This is a genomic window from Fictibacillus sp. KU28468 (assembly GCF_026153615.1).
In the GTDB taxonomy this organism is placed as follows: domain Bacteria; phylum Bacillota; class Bacilli; order Bacillales; family Fictibacillaceae; genus Fictibacillus_C; species Fictibacillus_C marinisediminis.
In genome coordinates, this window is record NZ_CP110666.1 from 2464777 (window position 1) to 2480070 (window position 15294).

The 15294-nt window shown below is 41.7% G+C and carries 13 protein-coding genes; 2 read left to right on the plus strand and 11 right to left on the minus strand.

Features of this window, described 5'->3' with window-relative positions; all coding sequences use genetic code 11:
- Positions 1-246 precede the first annotated feature (246 nt).
- The 7 genes from OKX00_RS12805 to spoVK form a co-directional block, all read right to left on the minus strand.
- Positions 247-1758, minus strand: coding sequence for a phospholipase C (locus tag OKX00_RS12805; RefSeq protein ID WP_265407624.1), 1512 nt, complete (start codon positions 1756-1758; stop codon positions 247-249).
- A gap of 215 nt (positions 1759-1973) precedes the next feature.
- Entirely contained in the window at positions 1974-2417 is a 444-nt protein-coding gene (locus OKX00_RS12810; protein WP_265407625.1) for a JAB domain-containing protein, read from the minus strand.
- A 1439-nt stretch (positions 2418-3856) separates the two neighbouring features.
- Positions 3857-5191 (minus strand): type I glutamate--ammonia ligase, encoded by a 1335-nt coding sequence (glnA, locus tag OKX00_RS12815; protein ID WP_265407626.1) that lies wholly within the window; start codon positions 5189-5191, stop codon positions 3857-3859.
- A 45-nt stretch (positions 5192-5236) separates the two neighbouring features.
- Positions 5237-5629: a MerR family transcriptional regulator gene (locus OKX00_RS12820; RefSeq protein ID WP_053358269.1), complete on the minus strand. Its 393-nt coding sequence runs from the start codon at positions 5627-5629 to the stop codon at positions 5237-5239.
- A gap of 126 nt (positions 5630-5755) precedes the next feature.
- The gene (locus OKX00_RS12825; protein WP_265407627.1) at positions 5756-7018 is read right to left on the minus strand and encodes a methionine gamma-lyase family protein; all 1263 of its coding nucleotides are present in this window, start codon (positions 7016-7018) and stop codon (positions 5756-5758) included.
- Between the two features lie 12 nt (positions 7019-7030).
- The gene (hflX, locus tag OKX00_RS12830; protein ID WP_265407628.1) at positions 7031-8266 is read right to left on the minus strand and encodes a GTPase HflX; all 1236 of its coding nucleotides are present in this window, start codon (positions 8264-8266) and stop codon (positions 7031-7033) included.
- 40 nt (positions 8267-8306) lie between these two features.
- Positions 8307-9245: a stage V sporulation protein K gene (spoVK, locus tag OKX00_RS12835; RefSeq protein ID WP_062232540.1), complete on the minus strand. Its 939-nt coding sequence runs from the start codon at positions 9243-9245 to the stop codon at positions 8307-8309.
- 319 nt (positions 9246-9564) lie between these two features.
- Here spoVK and OKX00_RS12840 point away from each other — a divergent pair, with 319 nt between their 5' ends.
- A complete protein-coding gene (locus OKX00_RS12840) occupies positions 9565-10176 on the plus strand; it encodes a YitT family protein (protein WP_265407629.1) in 612 nt (203 codons plus the stop codon).
- A gap of 125 nt (positions 10177-10301) precedes the next feature.
- Here the strand turns inward: OKX00_RS12840 and OKX00_RS12845 are convergent, their stop codons facing one another.
- Positions 10302-10877 (minus strand): YhcN/YlaJ family sporulation lipoprotein, encoded by a 576-nt coding sequence (locus OKX00_RS12845; protein ID WP_062231858.1) that lies wholly within the window; start codon positions 10875-10877, stop codon positions 10302-10304.
- 136 nt (positions 10878-11013) lie between these two features.
- Between OKX00_RS12845 and OKX00_RS12850 the strand changes: the two genes are divergently transcribed.
- On the plus strand, positions 11014-12015 hold the full coding sequence (locus tag OKX00_RS12850; protein WP_265407630.1) for a tyrosine-type recombinase/integrase: 1002 nt from the start codon (positions 11014-11016) through the stop codon (positions 12013-12015).
- A 42-nt stretch (positions 12016-12057) separates the two neighbouring features.
- On the opposite strand, the gene hfq is transcribed toward OKX00_RS12850, so the two are convergent.
- The 3 genes from hfq to mutL all read right to left on the minus strand — a co-directional run bounded on the left by hfq (position 12058) and on the right by mutL (position 15284).
- A complete protein-coding gene (hfq, locus tag OKX00_RS12855) occupies positions 12058-12285 on the minus strand; it encodes an RNA chaperone Hfq (RefSeq protein WP_053354414.1) in 228 nt (75 codons plus the stop codon).
- A gap of 17 nt (positions 12286-12302) precedes the next feature.
- On the minus strand, positions 12303-13265 hold the full coding sequence (gene miaA / locus OKX00_RS12860) for a tRNA (adenosine(37)-N6)-dimethylallyltransferase MiaA (RefSeq protein ID WP_265407631.1): 963 nt from the start codon (positions 13263-13265) through the stop codon (positions 12303-12305).
- A 129-nt stretch (positions 13266-13394) separates the two neighbouring features.
- Positions 13395-15284 (minus strand): DNA mismatch repair endonuclease MutL, encoded by a 1890-nt coding sequence (gene mutL / locus OKX00_RS12865; protein ID WP_265407632.1) that lies wholly within the window; start codon positions 15282-15284, stop codon positions 13395-13397.
- Positions 15285-15294 lie beyond the last annotated feature (10 nt).

The window sequence follows — 15294 nt, forward strand, 5'->3', positions numbered from 1 at the left end:
CACTCCTTTTCAGATGTTCTATGTATGAGGTTAAACATTCCACACAAAAGATTATTAATCCTGCAATTGTTCCTAAAAAGGAAGCTCTTGTTGTGCTAATCTGCCCAGTTCAACAAGAAAAAATGACCGCCGCAGCGATCAAACAATCGCTTCAGTTAACAAGAATAAGGATTCCACAATATTTTATCCACACTTTCTTAATTAAAAGAGTTGGCCAAAAGGCCAACTCATCTTTCCTTCATTTATTTACTTCTTCTTGATTGGCTGTCCGGTTTCTGGATCAAGGAACAGTTTTTTATCCGAAGGGGCATGATTAAAGTCAAACATGTTTTCCATGCTGCCTGCAACCGAATCAAACGAATAATCTCCTATTTTTCCAAGACTCCAGTTATCCTCAATAAATCGAAGAATGGATGTTTGATCCGTTAATGCGTGATCCACAAAATTCTTCTTCGCATATGGCGAAATTACAAGCAATGGCAAGCGAGGACCAAATCCGGCTCGATCTTTATAGGAGCCCAATCGAGGCTTTCCAGCATCTCCAGGACCATAAAGTGCGTCTGTTTTCAGATCATCTGAACCGTTAACCAGAGGGTTATGCATCACGTGATCATACCAACCATCTGAATCATCGTAGGCTAATACAACGGCAGTATGTTTCCAGTCTGGCAGCTTTTGAAGATGGTTAATGGTATTAACGATAAAATGCTGTTCATCGAGCGGATCAGAATAACCTGCATGGCCATCTTGATAGTTGGCCGCTTTGAGGAAACTTACAGCAGGCATGTTACCTTTATCGGCTGCTTTCCAAAAGTCTTCAAGATCATATTGATGGTTCGCTTGATCGTTATGCCCAATTTTTTCAACAGAACTTGGCGGCAAGTGGTCCGGATTGGCTGTTGATTTATAGTATTGGAATGGCTCATGGTGCGGATTGTAATCTGTACTGTATTGGCCCGCTATGTTGGCGTGTTTAGCAGTGGTATCTCGGAAACCTCCCTGAAACCAGCCCCATGTGACGGATTTTTTGTTCAAAAGATCCCCAACATTTTTTCCATCCATAGAGGCTTGTGCCCGTTTTGTATTAGAAGCATTGTCATAATGAGGGTCCGGGTCACCAATCACTGATCCATTTGCAATATTTTCTTCAATATCTCCTACTTTCACACCATTTACAAATCCTGTTCCACCGTGGGTTTGGCCAGAGATCAAGTTAAGTGCTCCTGGAGTGGAAGGCCCAAAAGTTGTATTAAATGAATTATCGCTCATTGCGTAGTTTTGGGCGTAATTCCACAGGCCGGTAACTGTATTGCCATCATAATAATCCATTACGAGGGATTTATCGGTCCCACCTGATGTATTCTCCACAAACTTGTCCATTTTCCCACCGTTGAATGCTTTTTGTTCAGCAGTATACTCATGGTCCATATCATCTGTTACTGCTTGTGCACGGCTTAATCGCTTTGGATTAAATTGGTTTGGGTTATTGGTAAGAAGTTCTTTTGACAAGCCATTCACCGATGGTGTGTTTGGCTTAGCAGTAAATTTAGGTTCACCGTCTGGATTTTTAGCATGTGGATACGTGCCGAAATAATGGTCAAATGAAACATTTTCACCAAATAAAACAACCACGTGTTTAATCGGTGTTTTAGTATCTAGGTCTGGATTAACTTGCGTGTTGTTCCCTGCATGCGTTGTAGAACATGCCATCGTAGAGCATAAAGCGGCTATTCCCATTACACTGAATAACTTTTTCATAGCTGTCTCCTTTATATCGTGCCGATTGATGATTCTGTTACATATCAAGACTAATGTTCAATTATTAACTTTTAGTTACAAAGCTTTTAAGCTTTAGTTTAAACTTATTTTTTTGAGGATTGACAAATGTGTGTTGATTCCAGAGGATGGCAAGTTAATAAAAACAGCATTTTGAAAAAATAAAAGGAAGAGATTTTCATCCCTTCCTCCTGTTTTTACATATAGCCCTTTTCCTTAAGACTTGTATAATTTGCTTGAGCATTTACAATTAAATGATCCAGAACTTCAATACCCAATGTCTTACTTGCTTGTGCCAAGCGTTCGGATACAGCGATATCCTCTCTAGACGGTGAAAGATCGCCACTGGGATGCTGGTGAGACACGATGATCGACGCTGAGTTATTCAAGATGGCTGCCTTGAAAACCTCTCTTGGATGCACGATGCTTGAATTTAATGCTCCTACATGACAACGGTGAACAGCAACCACACGATTCTTAGTGTTTAGACACATTACGAGAAACACTTCTCTATCATCTTCTCCAATCAACGCTGCAGCAATTTTTGCTCCATCGATGGGTGAACGGACAATATGAATCTCTCCTTCTCTCACCTCTGCAACAACTTGCTTAATTTGAAGAATTTCATAAAGTTTTTCCATAGCTTTAACAGCTCCCTTCTTTGTTTGAAGGCGCAAGAATCTTTGCGAAAAGAGTTGTCAAGGGACTAGAAGTTTGTGAAGTTTTTGGATCTGTAAAAAGTTCACAAAGTTTGCGGAGAGCTAGAGCTCCCCTATTGTTTAATATCAATTTTTTCCGATTTTTGTAATCACGTATCATTTAAGCAAACCTTTTCGATTCTCGTGCATAAAATAGAATACAGGATTTATCCTGTAATTCTCCTTTAAAATCGGACAACCTGTAAAAAATTACGCTTAAGTGATAGATTGATCTCAATATCTGATTGAGGATTATGAGGGGGTATGGATATGACAACTATTCTTTCCATAACTGTTGTAGCACTGGCCCTCCTATTATTCGCAAGTATATATAAAGATAAATAAAACTATTAGTATTTATTCAGGAAAGCCCACCAAAATAGGTAGGCTTCAAAAATATGTCGGAAAATACAACTTATTTTTGCATTAAAATTGTTTTCAGGTGTGTTTCTCAAAGATTATTGCTAATTAAACAACTAAACCGATTGTTGTATAGAACGTTAGTTATCTTTTACACTAACCTTAACCTAACAGCATAACAAAGGTGTTTCCTCATGTATGAAGAAACACCTTTCATTTATATTTTAATAACTTCTACAAATTTAAAAGTCAAACAGCAATAATCAACTATATTGGTTCAGCATTCACTTGTCGGAATCGATTCACCAGCCACTTACTTCCCTCTTTCTGCAAGAAAACTTCCACCATAATGGCTGAACGTTCTTTTTGGCCATTAGCAAGCGAAGTCAAATAATCCACACGACCATGAATAATGCCCTTGAAAAAGCTGTAACATTAGGAAAGCTTAAAAAAAATCCATGTGTATGTGTAACGATTAAAGGTAAGAAAAAAGATGTCTCTTTGCGATTTATTGAGTCGCAAGACATCTCTCGTTTTCTGCAAGAAGCTTATAAATATGATTATATATTGGCTATTTTTTAAAGTGCTTATTGAAACTGGATTACGAAAAAGGGAAGCCGCTGCTATTAAGTGGTCCGATGTTGACTTAAAAGATGGATTAATTTCCATCAATTAAACACTTGATTTTAAAGCGGAAAACCCTTCAGAATTATTTGGTGATCCTAAGACTTATAGTTCAAAACGAACCATTACAATCGGAAATAGCTTAGTAAATGACTTTTACTTTCACATGAAGTATCAAAATCAAAATAAAATTGCCCTGAATGAAATGTACCATCATGATCTTAATTTAGTATTGTGTAGGAATGATGGGGATATTATGCCAAAATCAACTTTATTCAACGCCTTTGACCGAATTTTGAAACGCGCCGATCTTCCCTGCATCAATTGAAAATGAAATTAACCTATATGACCAAAAAGCAAAAACCCCTTGACACCTATAGTGTCAAGGGGTTTGAATCTTAATACATGGACATGTATTGTTCGCGTTCCCAAGGGTGAACTTGTGTGCGGAACATATCCCATTCGATTTCTTTCGCTTCAACAAAGTGCTCAGCCGCATGTTCGCCAAGAGCTTTAATCAGCACTTCGCTTTTCTTTAAGCGGTCAACTGCTTCTTTTAATGTAGCAGGAAGATCTTTAATTCCTTCTGCTTCGCGCTCTTCTTTATCCATCACATAGATGTTGCGGTCAACCGGTTCTGGAGTTTGCAGCTTGTTTTTTATTCCGTCAAGACCAGAAGCCAGCAATACGGCCATCGCAAGGTATGGGTTTGCTGTAGGGTCTACACTACGGACTTCTACACGTGTGCTTAGTCCGCGGGAAGCCGGAATTCGGATAAGCGGGCTGCGGTTTTGCATAGACCACGCTACATAACAAGGAGCTTCATATCCAGGAACTAACCGCTTATATGAGTTAACTGTTGGGTTTGTGATCGCTGTAAAATCTTGTGCGTGCTTTAAAATCCCTGCCAGGAACTGCATGGCTGTTTCACTTAGTCCTGTTTCATTGGACGGATTAAAGAACGAATTGTCTCCATCCTTAAACAAGGACATGTTCGCATGCATACCGGAACCGTTCACGCCGAATAGCGGTTTTGCCATAAACGTCGCATGAAGGCCGTGTTTGCGTGCAATGGTTTTAACAACGAGTTTAAACGTCTGGATGTTATCACAAGTAGTGATCGCATCTGCATATTTAAAGTCGATTTCATGTTGTCCTGGAGCTACTTCATGGTGGGAAGCTTCGATTTCAAAGCCCATGTCTTCTAGCTCTAGAACGATGTCACGGCGGCAGTTTTCACCAAGGTCAGTCGGCGCAAGGTCAAAATATCCGCCTTTATCGTTTAGCTCAAGTGTAGGCTCGCCCTTTTCATCGTTTTTAAAGAGGAAAAATTCCGGTTCTGGCCCAATGTTAAAGTCAGTGAAACCAAGGTCTTCCATTTCTTTTAATACTTTTTTAAGGATTCCGCGAGGGTCTCCGGAAAATGGAGTGCCATCTGGATTGTAGATGTCACAGATCATACGTGCTACTTTCCCTTTTTCAGATGTCCAAGGGAAAACAACCCATGTATCTAGATCAGGATATAAAAGCATATCTGATTCTTCGATACGAACAAATCCTTCAATGGAAGAACCGTCAAACATCATCTTATTGTCTAATGCTTTTTCCAATTGTCCTACAGGAATTTCAACGTTTTTAATGACACCTAATAGATCGGTAAACTGAAGGCGAATGAAACGTACGTTTTCATCTTTAGCGATTTGCATGATGTTTTCTTTAGTAAATTTAGCCACTTGTTACTCCTCCTTAGTAATTGAATACAGCATTCTTTTTTAAGATTAGTGGAAAAAGCGGGATAATTCCCCTTGGATCAATGAAGTTTTGCCAAGACGCCCTGCATGCATAAGCTCCCGTTTTAAACGGCGATGCAGTGCTGCTTCAGACATTTGCTCGTTCTTAACCTCATCTTTCAGTATGTTAACGGCTTGTCGGTTGAGTTCAAAAACTCGTTTGATGCCAGCCAGGTTAACTCCCTGTTCGATCAGAGTTTTGATCTCCAGCAGTATATCCACATCGTTGAAAGAAAACATTCTCCGGTTTCCGTCGGTACGGGCCGGATGAATCAATTCATGTTCTTCGTAATATCGAATTTGCCGGGCAGATAATTCAGTCAGTTTCATAACAATACTGATCGGAAATAATGGTTGATTCCTTCTCGTATCATCATTCATCATCATAAGCCCTCCTTCCAACTACTTTTATCTTATGTTACAAAACCTCACATGTCAACCTTATGTCAGAAAAAATAACATAAAAAACATCCGGCATTCGTCTACCGGTTATTTTTACCTTTAAAATTAGATTAAATTCTCCTGTATCAAATGGTCTGCAGCGGTTAGTATAGCAATCTTGACATGTTCGTATGTCAGTCCGCCCTGCACAAAAGCAATATATGGCGGACGGATCGGTCCGTCAGCAGTCAGTTCAATGCTTGCTCCCTGTATAAATGTACCAGCTGCCATGATGACATCATCCTCATAGCCCGGCATGTATGCCGGATAAGGAACAGCATGGGCATTCACAGGAGAAACAAGCTGAATCGCCTGGCAAAAAGCGATCATCCGTTTTTTATCTTCTAATTTGACGGATTGGATCAGGTCTGTCCGTTTTGCATCCCATGATGGAATGGTTGACATTCCCAGGCTTTCAAGAAAAGCAGCTGTAAATACCGCACCTTTTAAGGCCTGTGCTGTAACGTGAGGTGCTAAAAAGAATCCTTGGTACATTTCGAGAAGACTGTAAAGGGAAGCACCTGCTTCTGCACCGATGCCAGGCGAAGTTAAACGATAGGAACACCTTTCGACGAGTTCTTTCTTGCCGGCGATATACCCGCCTGTTTTGGCGAGTCCGCCTCCAGGGTTTTTAATGAGTGAACCTGCGATCAGATCAGCCCCGACTTCGCATGGTTCTTTTTCTTCTACAAATTCACCATAGCAATTATCAACAAACACGATGACATCTGGTTTGATCTCCTTCACATAGGAAATCATTTCACCGATTTCTTCTATAGTAAATGACGGCCTGTCTGCGTAACCTTTTGAGCGCTGAATGCCGATCATTTTCGTTTTGCTGTGGATGGCCTTTGAGATGGTGTTGAAATCAGGCCTTCCCGCTGGGGAAAGGTCTGTATGGGAATAGGTAATGCCATACTCTTTAAGCGACCCTGTCCCTTTCCCGCGTATCCCTACGATTTCTTCAAGTGTATCGTATGGTTTTCCTGTGATGTACAGCAGCTCGTCACCAGGAAGAAGCACACCGAACAATGAAAGAGAAATGGCATGTGTTCCTGAAATGATCTGCGGCCTTACGAGGGCTGCTTCCGCGCCAAACACTTGAGCATACACCTTTTCGAGGGTATCGCGGCCGGCATCATCATAGCCATACCCTGTTGACGGAGTAAAATGAAAATCACTTACCTGATGATCACGAAAGCTTTTTAATACTTTTAACTGATTAAATTCAGCTCTCTGTTGAATGCTGTCATGCTGGGACCGGATCTTTTTCTCCGTCTCTTGTGCTAATTTTTGTAGTCGATCTCCGTTTTGAAACTGTGAAAACATAAGGTGCTCCTTTTATTGTAATTTCATGGACGGCAGGGCATAGCCTCTGCATTCGTAGCTTTGTGTATCTTCAATGAAAACCTGTTCCAGCAGGATGGTGCTGTTTTTCAGCATCGACAGCTTTCTTCCTTCTGCTGCCGGAACAAAAATATGATAGTATTCCAGCTGCTTCTTCACTTCGGTTTCAATCACATCTTTTAAAAGAAGCAGATCCTCTTGTTGAAAAGCCGAGATGGAGAAGGAAGCTGTTGTGGGTATGAAACCTTCTTTAAACTGATCTTTTTTATTGTAGACTGTAATCATCGGGATGGAGGCAGCGTCAAGATCCTTCAAAATGGAAAGCACTGTGGATTCATGCTGATCACGGTCTTCGCTTGAGCCGTCAATGACATGGATGAGAACGTCTGCTTCCTTTACCTCTTCAAGCGTTGATCGAAATGCGGCAATCAGGGATGTGGGAAGGTCCTGTATAAAACCGACCGTATCTGTCACAAGCACCTGGAGACCTGCTGGCAGCCTCATTTTTCTTGTCAGCGGATCCAATGTGGCAAACAGTAAATTTTCTTCATAGCTGTCTGCAGAGGTTAGCCCATTGAAAATGGTAGACTTGCCTGCATTCGTATAGCCGACCAGCGCTGCCTGGATCGCCTGATTTTCTTTTCTTCTTTCTCTGTACCGTCCACGATGGCTGACGATATCTTCGAGCTGGCGTTTGATCTCAGTGATCCTGGACCGGATGTGCCTTCTGTCTTTTTCAAGTTTGGTTTCCCCTGGGCCTCTTGTACCAATACCTGCACCAAGTCGTGACAAAGAAACCCCGATACCCGCCAGCCTAGGAAGAATATATTGCAGCTGTGCAAGTTCAACCTGAAGTTTTCCTTCTCTTGACCGTGCGCGTGTTGCAAAAATATCAAGGATGAGCTGAGTTCGGTCAATGATCCTTGCGTCAAAAAAACGGGAGAGATTTCTGTTCTGAGCAGGTGTCAGTTCGTCATTAAAAATAATCAGATCCGGCTCCAGTTCCTCTTCGAGCGCCAGTATCTCTTCAATTTTACCTTTGCCTATAAATGTAGCAGAATCATACCGTTCCCGCTTCTGGGTAACAGAAACGATAGCTTGTCCCTGAGCCGTTTTTGTCAACGATTCCAGCTCTTCCATTGAATAAAAAAATCGCTCGTCGGTTTGCCCTGGTAACTGGCAGCCAACGAGGATGGCTTTCTCTAGATGAGAATGCTTGATTTCTTCCAAATAACCTACCTGCTTTCCTATTCATTATATAGCTATCATATCAAATTCCATGTTTTTCTTCCAGATGAAGGTCATCAGCGATCAGACTCATCAATGCCTTCTTATCTGTCCTCTCTTCTCTAAGTAAACGAACTGATTGTTTCCTGACGGCTTTTTCAATGATATTCCGGATATATCTGCCGTTGCTGAAGGATTTCTCTCCAGCTGCACATACCCGCTGAAGATGCTGCCGGAGCTTCCATTCTGAATCTTTCGCCATGATATATTGCCGCTCAGCTACCATCTTTCTTGAGATTTCCATAAGTTCATCGACGGAATAGTCGGGAAAGGAAACCATAATGGGAAATCTTGACGGCAGACCTGGATTCAATTTAAGAAAACGGTCCATTTCCCCCGAATACCCCGCAAGGATAAGAATAAAATCATGCTGCTGATCCTCCATTGCTTTTACAAGCGTATCAATGGCTTCTTTCCCAAAATCTTTTTCTCCGCCGCGTGCCAGTGAATAGGCTTCATCAATAAAAAGGATGCCCCCCATAGCTTTCTTTAGGAGCTCTCGTGTTTTTTGCGCAGTGTGGCCGATATATTCCCCCACAAGATCCGCTCGCTCTACTTCAATCAGATGTCCTTTTGACAAAACATTCATCTCATGAAAAAGGTTTCCGAGCATACGTGCAACCGTCGTTTTCCCGGTGCCTGGATTTCCTTTAAACATCATATGAAGCACTTGTTTTTCCACTTTCAGTCCTTGTTCCGCTCTGCATTTATTCACATAAAGCCAGGCATAAATTTCTTTAATAAAGCCTTTTAACTCTTCCATTCCAACGAGCGATGACATTTCCTGCTCCATCTTCTTTAATGGAAGGTGCTTTTCAAGCTGTCTTTCTTTCGCAGAAGGACTCGCTTCTTCTTCAACACGATCTCTTTCATTATTTTGGTTCAGAATAATATTAATTTGCGTCTTCTTTTTAAATGTCATGGAATCATGCAAGAGATTCACCTCTCTTTAGCTGTCTAGAATTATTATACTCATGACATTATTTATGGTGACAAATGCCTATCGTTTAGCCCTCATTCTAATGTATTCTCGAAAGTTTCAATTATACGGGCTTACTCCAGGGTTGAAATATTAATCTTCATTAATCTATATGAATATTTATTCAAATTAAGTTATCTAAATCGTCTAATAAATCATATTTTCAGAATATTAAATGTATATTTAATCAAAATTATGTATTGACTATTTTTTTGTGCTGCCTTATTCTTGAAAATAGCTGCATAAAAAAGGAACGATGAATATGTATTTTTTGAAAAAAGCCCTTTTAGTTCTTATGGGGCTGTTCTTAACTGCTCTTGGAACTAAACTTCTTACCGTTTCCCACCTGACATTTGGTGGAACAGCAGGGATTTCCACCCTGCTGACCTTCTCGACCGGTATTTCATGGGGTGTCTGGTTTTTCGTGATCAATTTCCCTTTCTTTATTTTATCTGTAAAAAGGCTGGGGATTTCCTTTTCGGTGTATACACTTCTCTGTATCTCGCTGATTTCATTGATCAATGAATTTCTTAAGATTGCTCCCTCGCCTGGAATGCATCCTCTTCTCATTGCGATTGCATCAGGACTGATTATCGGAACAGGAGTCGTGCTCGTGTTAAACAATGGTGCATCACTTGGCGGCATTCACATTTTGGCTGTCTATATGGATCAGCATCTTTCAATCAACCGCGGGAAAACATTATTTCTGACCGACTTTATTATTGTTATTTCTGCAACCTTAATGGTCGGCTTTGTACATGCACTCTACTCCATCGTTACAATCACGATCGCAAGTTACCTTGCCGGCAAGTTCAAACCGCAAGTAACGAAAAATAATGATGAAAACGATCTGACGCTCGAAGCTCAGGCATAAATAACGCAAAAAACCACTCATTCGATAATGGGTGGTTTTTTTAGGTTCTGGGTTTTCGAACGATCTGCAGATATCCAATAATCAAGCGGTTTTTTGTCAGTTCCTGCGCTTATCCGGGAAATAATCTATTCGTAGATCTGCCTGCCCATATTATTTTGCTTCGTCCGGTCGAGGTCTTTCTGATAATTCCGTTTCGCCTGATTTGAAACTGGTGTAATTTTACCAATCAGTATTCCTAATTTATTATAAACATCATCCGTATTAAGATTGTCACCTGCGTCGATCTTTCTTTGAATCGCCCTCATTTCCCTGATCAAGGAAGGGGCGGTCGTGATCGCTGCGTTCTTTCCATGTTCATTTCCTTTAATGGTCTGATAAACCCTCAACCTCAGATGATCACTTTTTCCCTTTGTAAGGTGATGATCCGGTGTGATGCCTACCAACGTATAAATCCCGCTCACAATTACATCTGCATTTTTGACCCCAGGTACTGTCTCTGCCAAATCCGAAATTTCTTTCGCATTTTTTGATTCATAATTTTTTTCATTTACGTTCGGGGCATCATTCTGGGAGTTGGGCAAGTTCTTCATGTTGACTTTCGTAGGAGCTTTATAGCTCTTATCTTTATCGAGATCCAGTTCGTTCTGTGAACAGCCGGATATCCAAAGTACAGCCGCTGCAGCCAGTACATATCGTTTCATGGAAATAACCCTCTCTTTTTATCATCGATAAGGTTAGTGTTCAAACTTAACGGTCCAAATATTCATTTGGATTTAAAAGTGCTTCACTACGTGGAAGTTGGTATAATTAAACAAAAGCGCCAAACGGAGGTAACCCATGTTCCCGCTAATCGATTCCTTGCCCAGCTATTCGGCAGTGTATTTAGAGACCTTGGAGAAGAAAGGCAGACAGGAAAGTACCATCAGGCGCTATTTTTACGATCTGAACGACTTTTTAGCGTGGATGAGAGTCGTTAAAGAGGAGGACAGCTTTTCTGTATTCCAATCTCTGCGAACAGAAGACTATCAGTCCTATTTTGACTTTTTGATACATGAAAGAAATTATTCGCTTCGAACATTGCGCCGGGTATTGACGGTGTTAAAACAGCTTGTACAGTTTCAGATTTCGATAGGCAAACTTGCCTACAATCCGGTAAACGGAGTGGATCTTGGGATTGGGGAGGAAACTGAATTTACAGATGATGACTTTATTTCTTCCGAGGAATTGGACAAACTCTTTGAGGTCATTAAATCGTATGAAGGACTGACGGAGAACCAACAAAAATACCGGCATCTTCTGATCAGCCGCAACCTTTCCATCGTCATTCTTCTTTCTCGTTATGGCCTGACATTACTTGAATTGACATCCTTGAAGATGAGACACATCAATTTTACAAAGGGAATCATACAAGTACCTTCTGAAACGAGCCTCCCCCGAAAAATAAAGATAGAACGAGAGGATCAAGCGTTTCTTTATTCTTATTACGAAACGATCCCTGCTGCGGTTCGTCCTGCCTGGTATTCCAATGATTCGTTCTTTGCCGCCTTTGATTACCAGCGTGGAACCTACCGCTGGGTCTACAAGACCAATTCACCCAAACCGCTGACTGAGATCGCTGTGCAAAAAATGATCCGTCTCGAAGTCAAAAGGTCTGGGTTGCGAAAAGGCATCTCCGCACAGCACATGAGACGAACTTGCATCCTTCGTGAACTTCAAACGGAGAAAGAACCCGAACAGATCAAAGAAAAATTTGGGTTCAAGTCCTCTTTAAGCCTCGAACGTTATTATAAATATCTGCAATCCGTTTCGAAGACAAAAGAGAAAAACCTTGCTGAGTGAACCCAGCAAGGTTTTTCTTTTACTTCCCAACAAACCTATGTATTAATTTTCAGCCGGCAGCTCGACTGGACGATGAGGCGTAAAAGTTGAGATGGCATGCTTGTATATTAAGTGCTGTTTCCCATCTGATTCCAGGATGACCGTAAAATTATCGAACCCTTTCACCAGTCCTTTTAGTTGAAAGCCATTCAGTAAATATACAGTCACATAAATGTTTTCACGTCGTAATTGGTTTAAATACTGATCCTGGATATTGATCGCTTGCTTCATGTATACAGTCCTCCTCATTAGCCATTAGAATAATCATTCGACAGGTTCTTTAATTTTCCTTCTACAAATAATCTGATTTCTTTAAAATTATCATAAAAGTTTTGTGAGGACATATCAAACCATTCGATGTCCATCTGATTTCTGAACCAGGTATACTGCCGCTTGGCATATCGCCTGGAGTTCCGCTTAAGAAGTTCGACCGCTTCATCCAACGTCAGCCTTCCCTCAAGATACTCGTAAATTTCTTTATACCCGATGGCTTGGACGGATTGGCAATCACGCACTCCCTCTGAATATAACCGATGGGCCTCTTCCACCAATCCTGATGCTACCATCTCATCCACCCTCTGATTGATCCGCTCATACAGAAGTTCACGATCCATCGATAATCCAATCAAAACAAGTTCGTAAGGTGATTCCTCGTGTGTTTGCTGTTCTGCGAGCGTATCAGACATCGTCTTGCCAGTGCAATGATAGATTTCAAGAGCCCGGATCACTCTTCTTATATTATTAGAGTGAATTTTTTCTGCACTTTTAGGGTCGTTCTTTTCGAGGAGAGCATGAACATGCACCTCGCCTTTCTCCCTTGCAAGCTCCTCCAGTTTCCTGCGGTAGCCTTCATCCCCGGGAGCCGATGAGAATTCATACTGATGTGTGACCGAACGGATATATAATCCGGTACCGCCAACGATAATCGGTACTTTTCCTCTTTTGTTAATATCAGTAATGCTTGTTCTGGCCAGCTCCTGAAACTCAGCTGCTGAAAATGAATCACAAGGATCTTTAATATCAATCAGATGATGAGGAATTCCTTCCATTTCCTCTTTTGAGATTTTTGCTGTGCCTATGTCCATACTGCGATAGATCTGCATGGAATCACCGCTGATGATCTCACCATCAAACGCTTTGGCGAGTCCGATACCTGTTTTCGTTTTGCCGACAGCCGTCGGACCGACAATCACGAATAATCTTTCTTTCATAAAAACTCCTATCATACCGTTTGTTTTATTTTTCAATTGATATCTTTATCATAACGCGAACATGAGGAAAAATCCAAAAAGGGAAGGAATAAAAAACGGCGGCCTTCTAAAAGGACACCGTTTTTACGATCACATAACTCTTTTAAACATCTTTTCCATCTCATACGTTGAAAAATGGACGATGATCGGCCGGCCATGGGGGCAGGTGTAAGGATCTTCGCTTTTTCTAAGTGTTTCAAGCAGCATGAAGATCTCATCGCTGCGCAAATGATGGTTAGCTTTAATCGATCCTTTGCACGACATCATAATGGCGGCTTTTTCTCTTAACTTTTTGATATCAGCCTGCTTTTCTGCCAATACCTGTTCTATGATTTCTTCGATGCTTTCTTTCTCATGCCCTGTTGGAAACCATTGAGGATGTGCTTTCACGATATACGTTGTTTGGCCGAACGGCTCGAGAAAGACCCCTACCTTTTCCAGTACTTCAAGATTTTCATTAATGATTAAGGCTTCCTTATTTGTAAACTGGAATGTAATAGGAACAAACAGCTCCTGAAGCTCTGAAGCTACCTGTCCTACCTTTTCTCTGAAGAATTCGTATTTAATTCGTTCCTGTGCTGCATGCTGATCGATCAAATACATGCCCTCTTCATTTTGAGCGATGATATATGTGCCATGCATCTGGCCAATCGGATACATCACAGGAATTTTGCTGGGATCCTCTTCCGTGAGTTCCTTATTTTCAGGAGAAAGCTCCGGATTCAGAGAAAACGGCTCATCCTCCATAAAATGCTGGTCCTCTTTTATTTGATCTGGAAGCTCTGATTCCTCCTCTAAAATCCTCTCAGTAAACATAGGATCAGCAGAGATTTTTTCAGTTGGAGGCATTATCTTCTTATGATCATCCATCACAGCTTTCTTCTCAGTACGCTGAGATGGCTGCGTTCCATGATCAAACGTGAAGGTACTTTGTTCTGAACGGTCTTTCTCCAGTTTCCTTACAGCAGCTGAAGACGAAGGTTCGGGAATTAGCCTCAGCTTCCGCAGCACGTACCTTACTTCTTCTTCCACTAAAGAGTTGAGTTCCGGCTCCTTGCTCAGCCTTGCTTCTAGTTTTGATGGATGGACATTGACATCGATGATAGACGGATCCATCGTGATCGACAGGACGACAAGCGGGTATCTGCCGATGGGAAGAAGCGTGTGGAACGCCTGCTGAACAGCACGCTGGACCGCGTAATTCTTGATATATCTTCCGTTCATGAACAATGAAACGTAATTTCTTGATGCTCTCGTAATCTCAGGTTTTGAGATGTATCCTTCAATTTCATAATCGAGGGACCTGGCAGTTACAGGAACCATATTCCTGGCCACACTCATTCCATATACAGCAGCAATGACATTGAGCACGTTTCCGCTTCCGTTTGTGTTTAATAGATCCCGTCCATTATGCCTGAGCCGGAAAGAGATTTCAGGATGGCCCAGTGCCAGCCGGTTGATAACGTCAGTTATATTGCCGAGCTCGGTGTTGATCGTCTTCATGTGCTTCAATCTTGCAGGTGTATTGTAAAACAGGTGGCGAACTGTGATATCGGTGCCTTTTCTGGAATTTGTTGAAGATACGGCTTGGATCTGCCCGTTCATGATCGTCAGAGCAGTACCCGGGCCAGAGCCTGTCCCTGTTTTCATTTCCATCTGGGAAACCGAAGCGATCGAGGGGAGCGCCTCCCCCCGAAAACCCATTGTTCGGATTTGAAACAGATCCTGCTCTTCTTTTATTTTACTCGTTGCATGCCGGCTGAATGCCAATTGACAATCATCAGGTTCGATCCCGTCTCCATTATCAATGATCCGAATTAAAGACAGGCCCCCCTCTTCAAGCTCGATCTCGATTCGGCTGGAATGAGCATCGATGGAATTCTCAACAAGTTCCTTGACCACAGAGGCCGGCCGTTCTACTACCTCGCCGGCAGCGATTTTATTGGATAGGTGATCGTCCAGTTGGATTATCTTTCCCACTTGATCGTCT

Excerpts from the sequence above, each read along its gene's own strand:
- OKX00_RS12820 (WP_053358269.1), bottom strand. The coding sequence starts at position 5,629 with ATGAATGATGATACGAGAAGGAATCAACCATTATTTCCGATCAGTATT.
- OKX00_RS12845 (WP_062231858.1), bottom strand. The coding sequence starts at position 10,877 with ATGAAACGATATGTACTGGCTGCAGCGGCTGTACTTTGGATATCCGGC.
- OKX00_RS12805 (WP_265407624.1), bottom strand. The coding sequence starts at position 1,758 with ATGAAAAAGTTATTCAGTGTAATGGGAATAGCCGCTTTATGCTCTACG.
- OKX00_RS12850 (WP_265407630.1), top strand. The coding sequence starts at position 11,014 with ATGTTCCCGCTAATCGATTCCTTGCCCAGCTATTCGGCAGTGTATTTA.
- hfq (WP_053354414.1), bottom strand. The coding sequence starts at position 12,285 with ATGAAGCAAGCGATCAATATCCAGGATCAGTATTTAAACCAATTACGA.
- OKX00_RS12840 (WP_265407629.1), top strand. The coding sequence starts at position 9,565 with ATGTATTTTTTGAAAAAAGCCCTTTTAGTTCTTATGGGGCTGTTCTTA.
- OKX00_RS12810 (WP_265407625.1), bottom strand. The coding sequence starts at position 2,417 with ATGGAAAAACTTTATGAAATTCTTCAAATTAAGCAAGTTGTTGCAGAG.
- OKX00_RS12825 (WP_265407627.1), bottom strand. The coding sequence starts at position 7,018 with ATGTTTTCACAGTTTCAAAACGGAGATCGACTACAAAAATTAGCACAA.
- miaA (WP_265407631.1), bottom strand. The coding sequence starts at position 13,265 with ATGAAAGAAAGATTATTCGTGATTGTCGGTCCGACGGCTGTCGGCAAA.
- spoVK (WP_062232540.1), bottom strand. The coding sequence starts at position 9,245 with ATGACATTTAAAAAGAAGACGCAAATTAATATTATTCTGAACCAAAAT.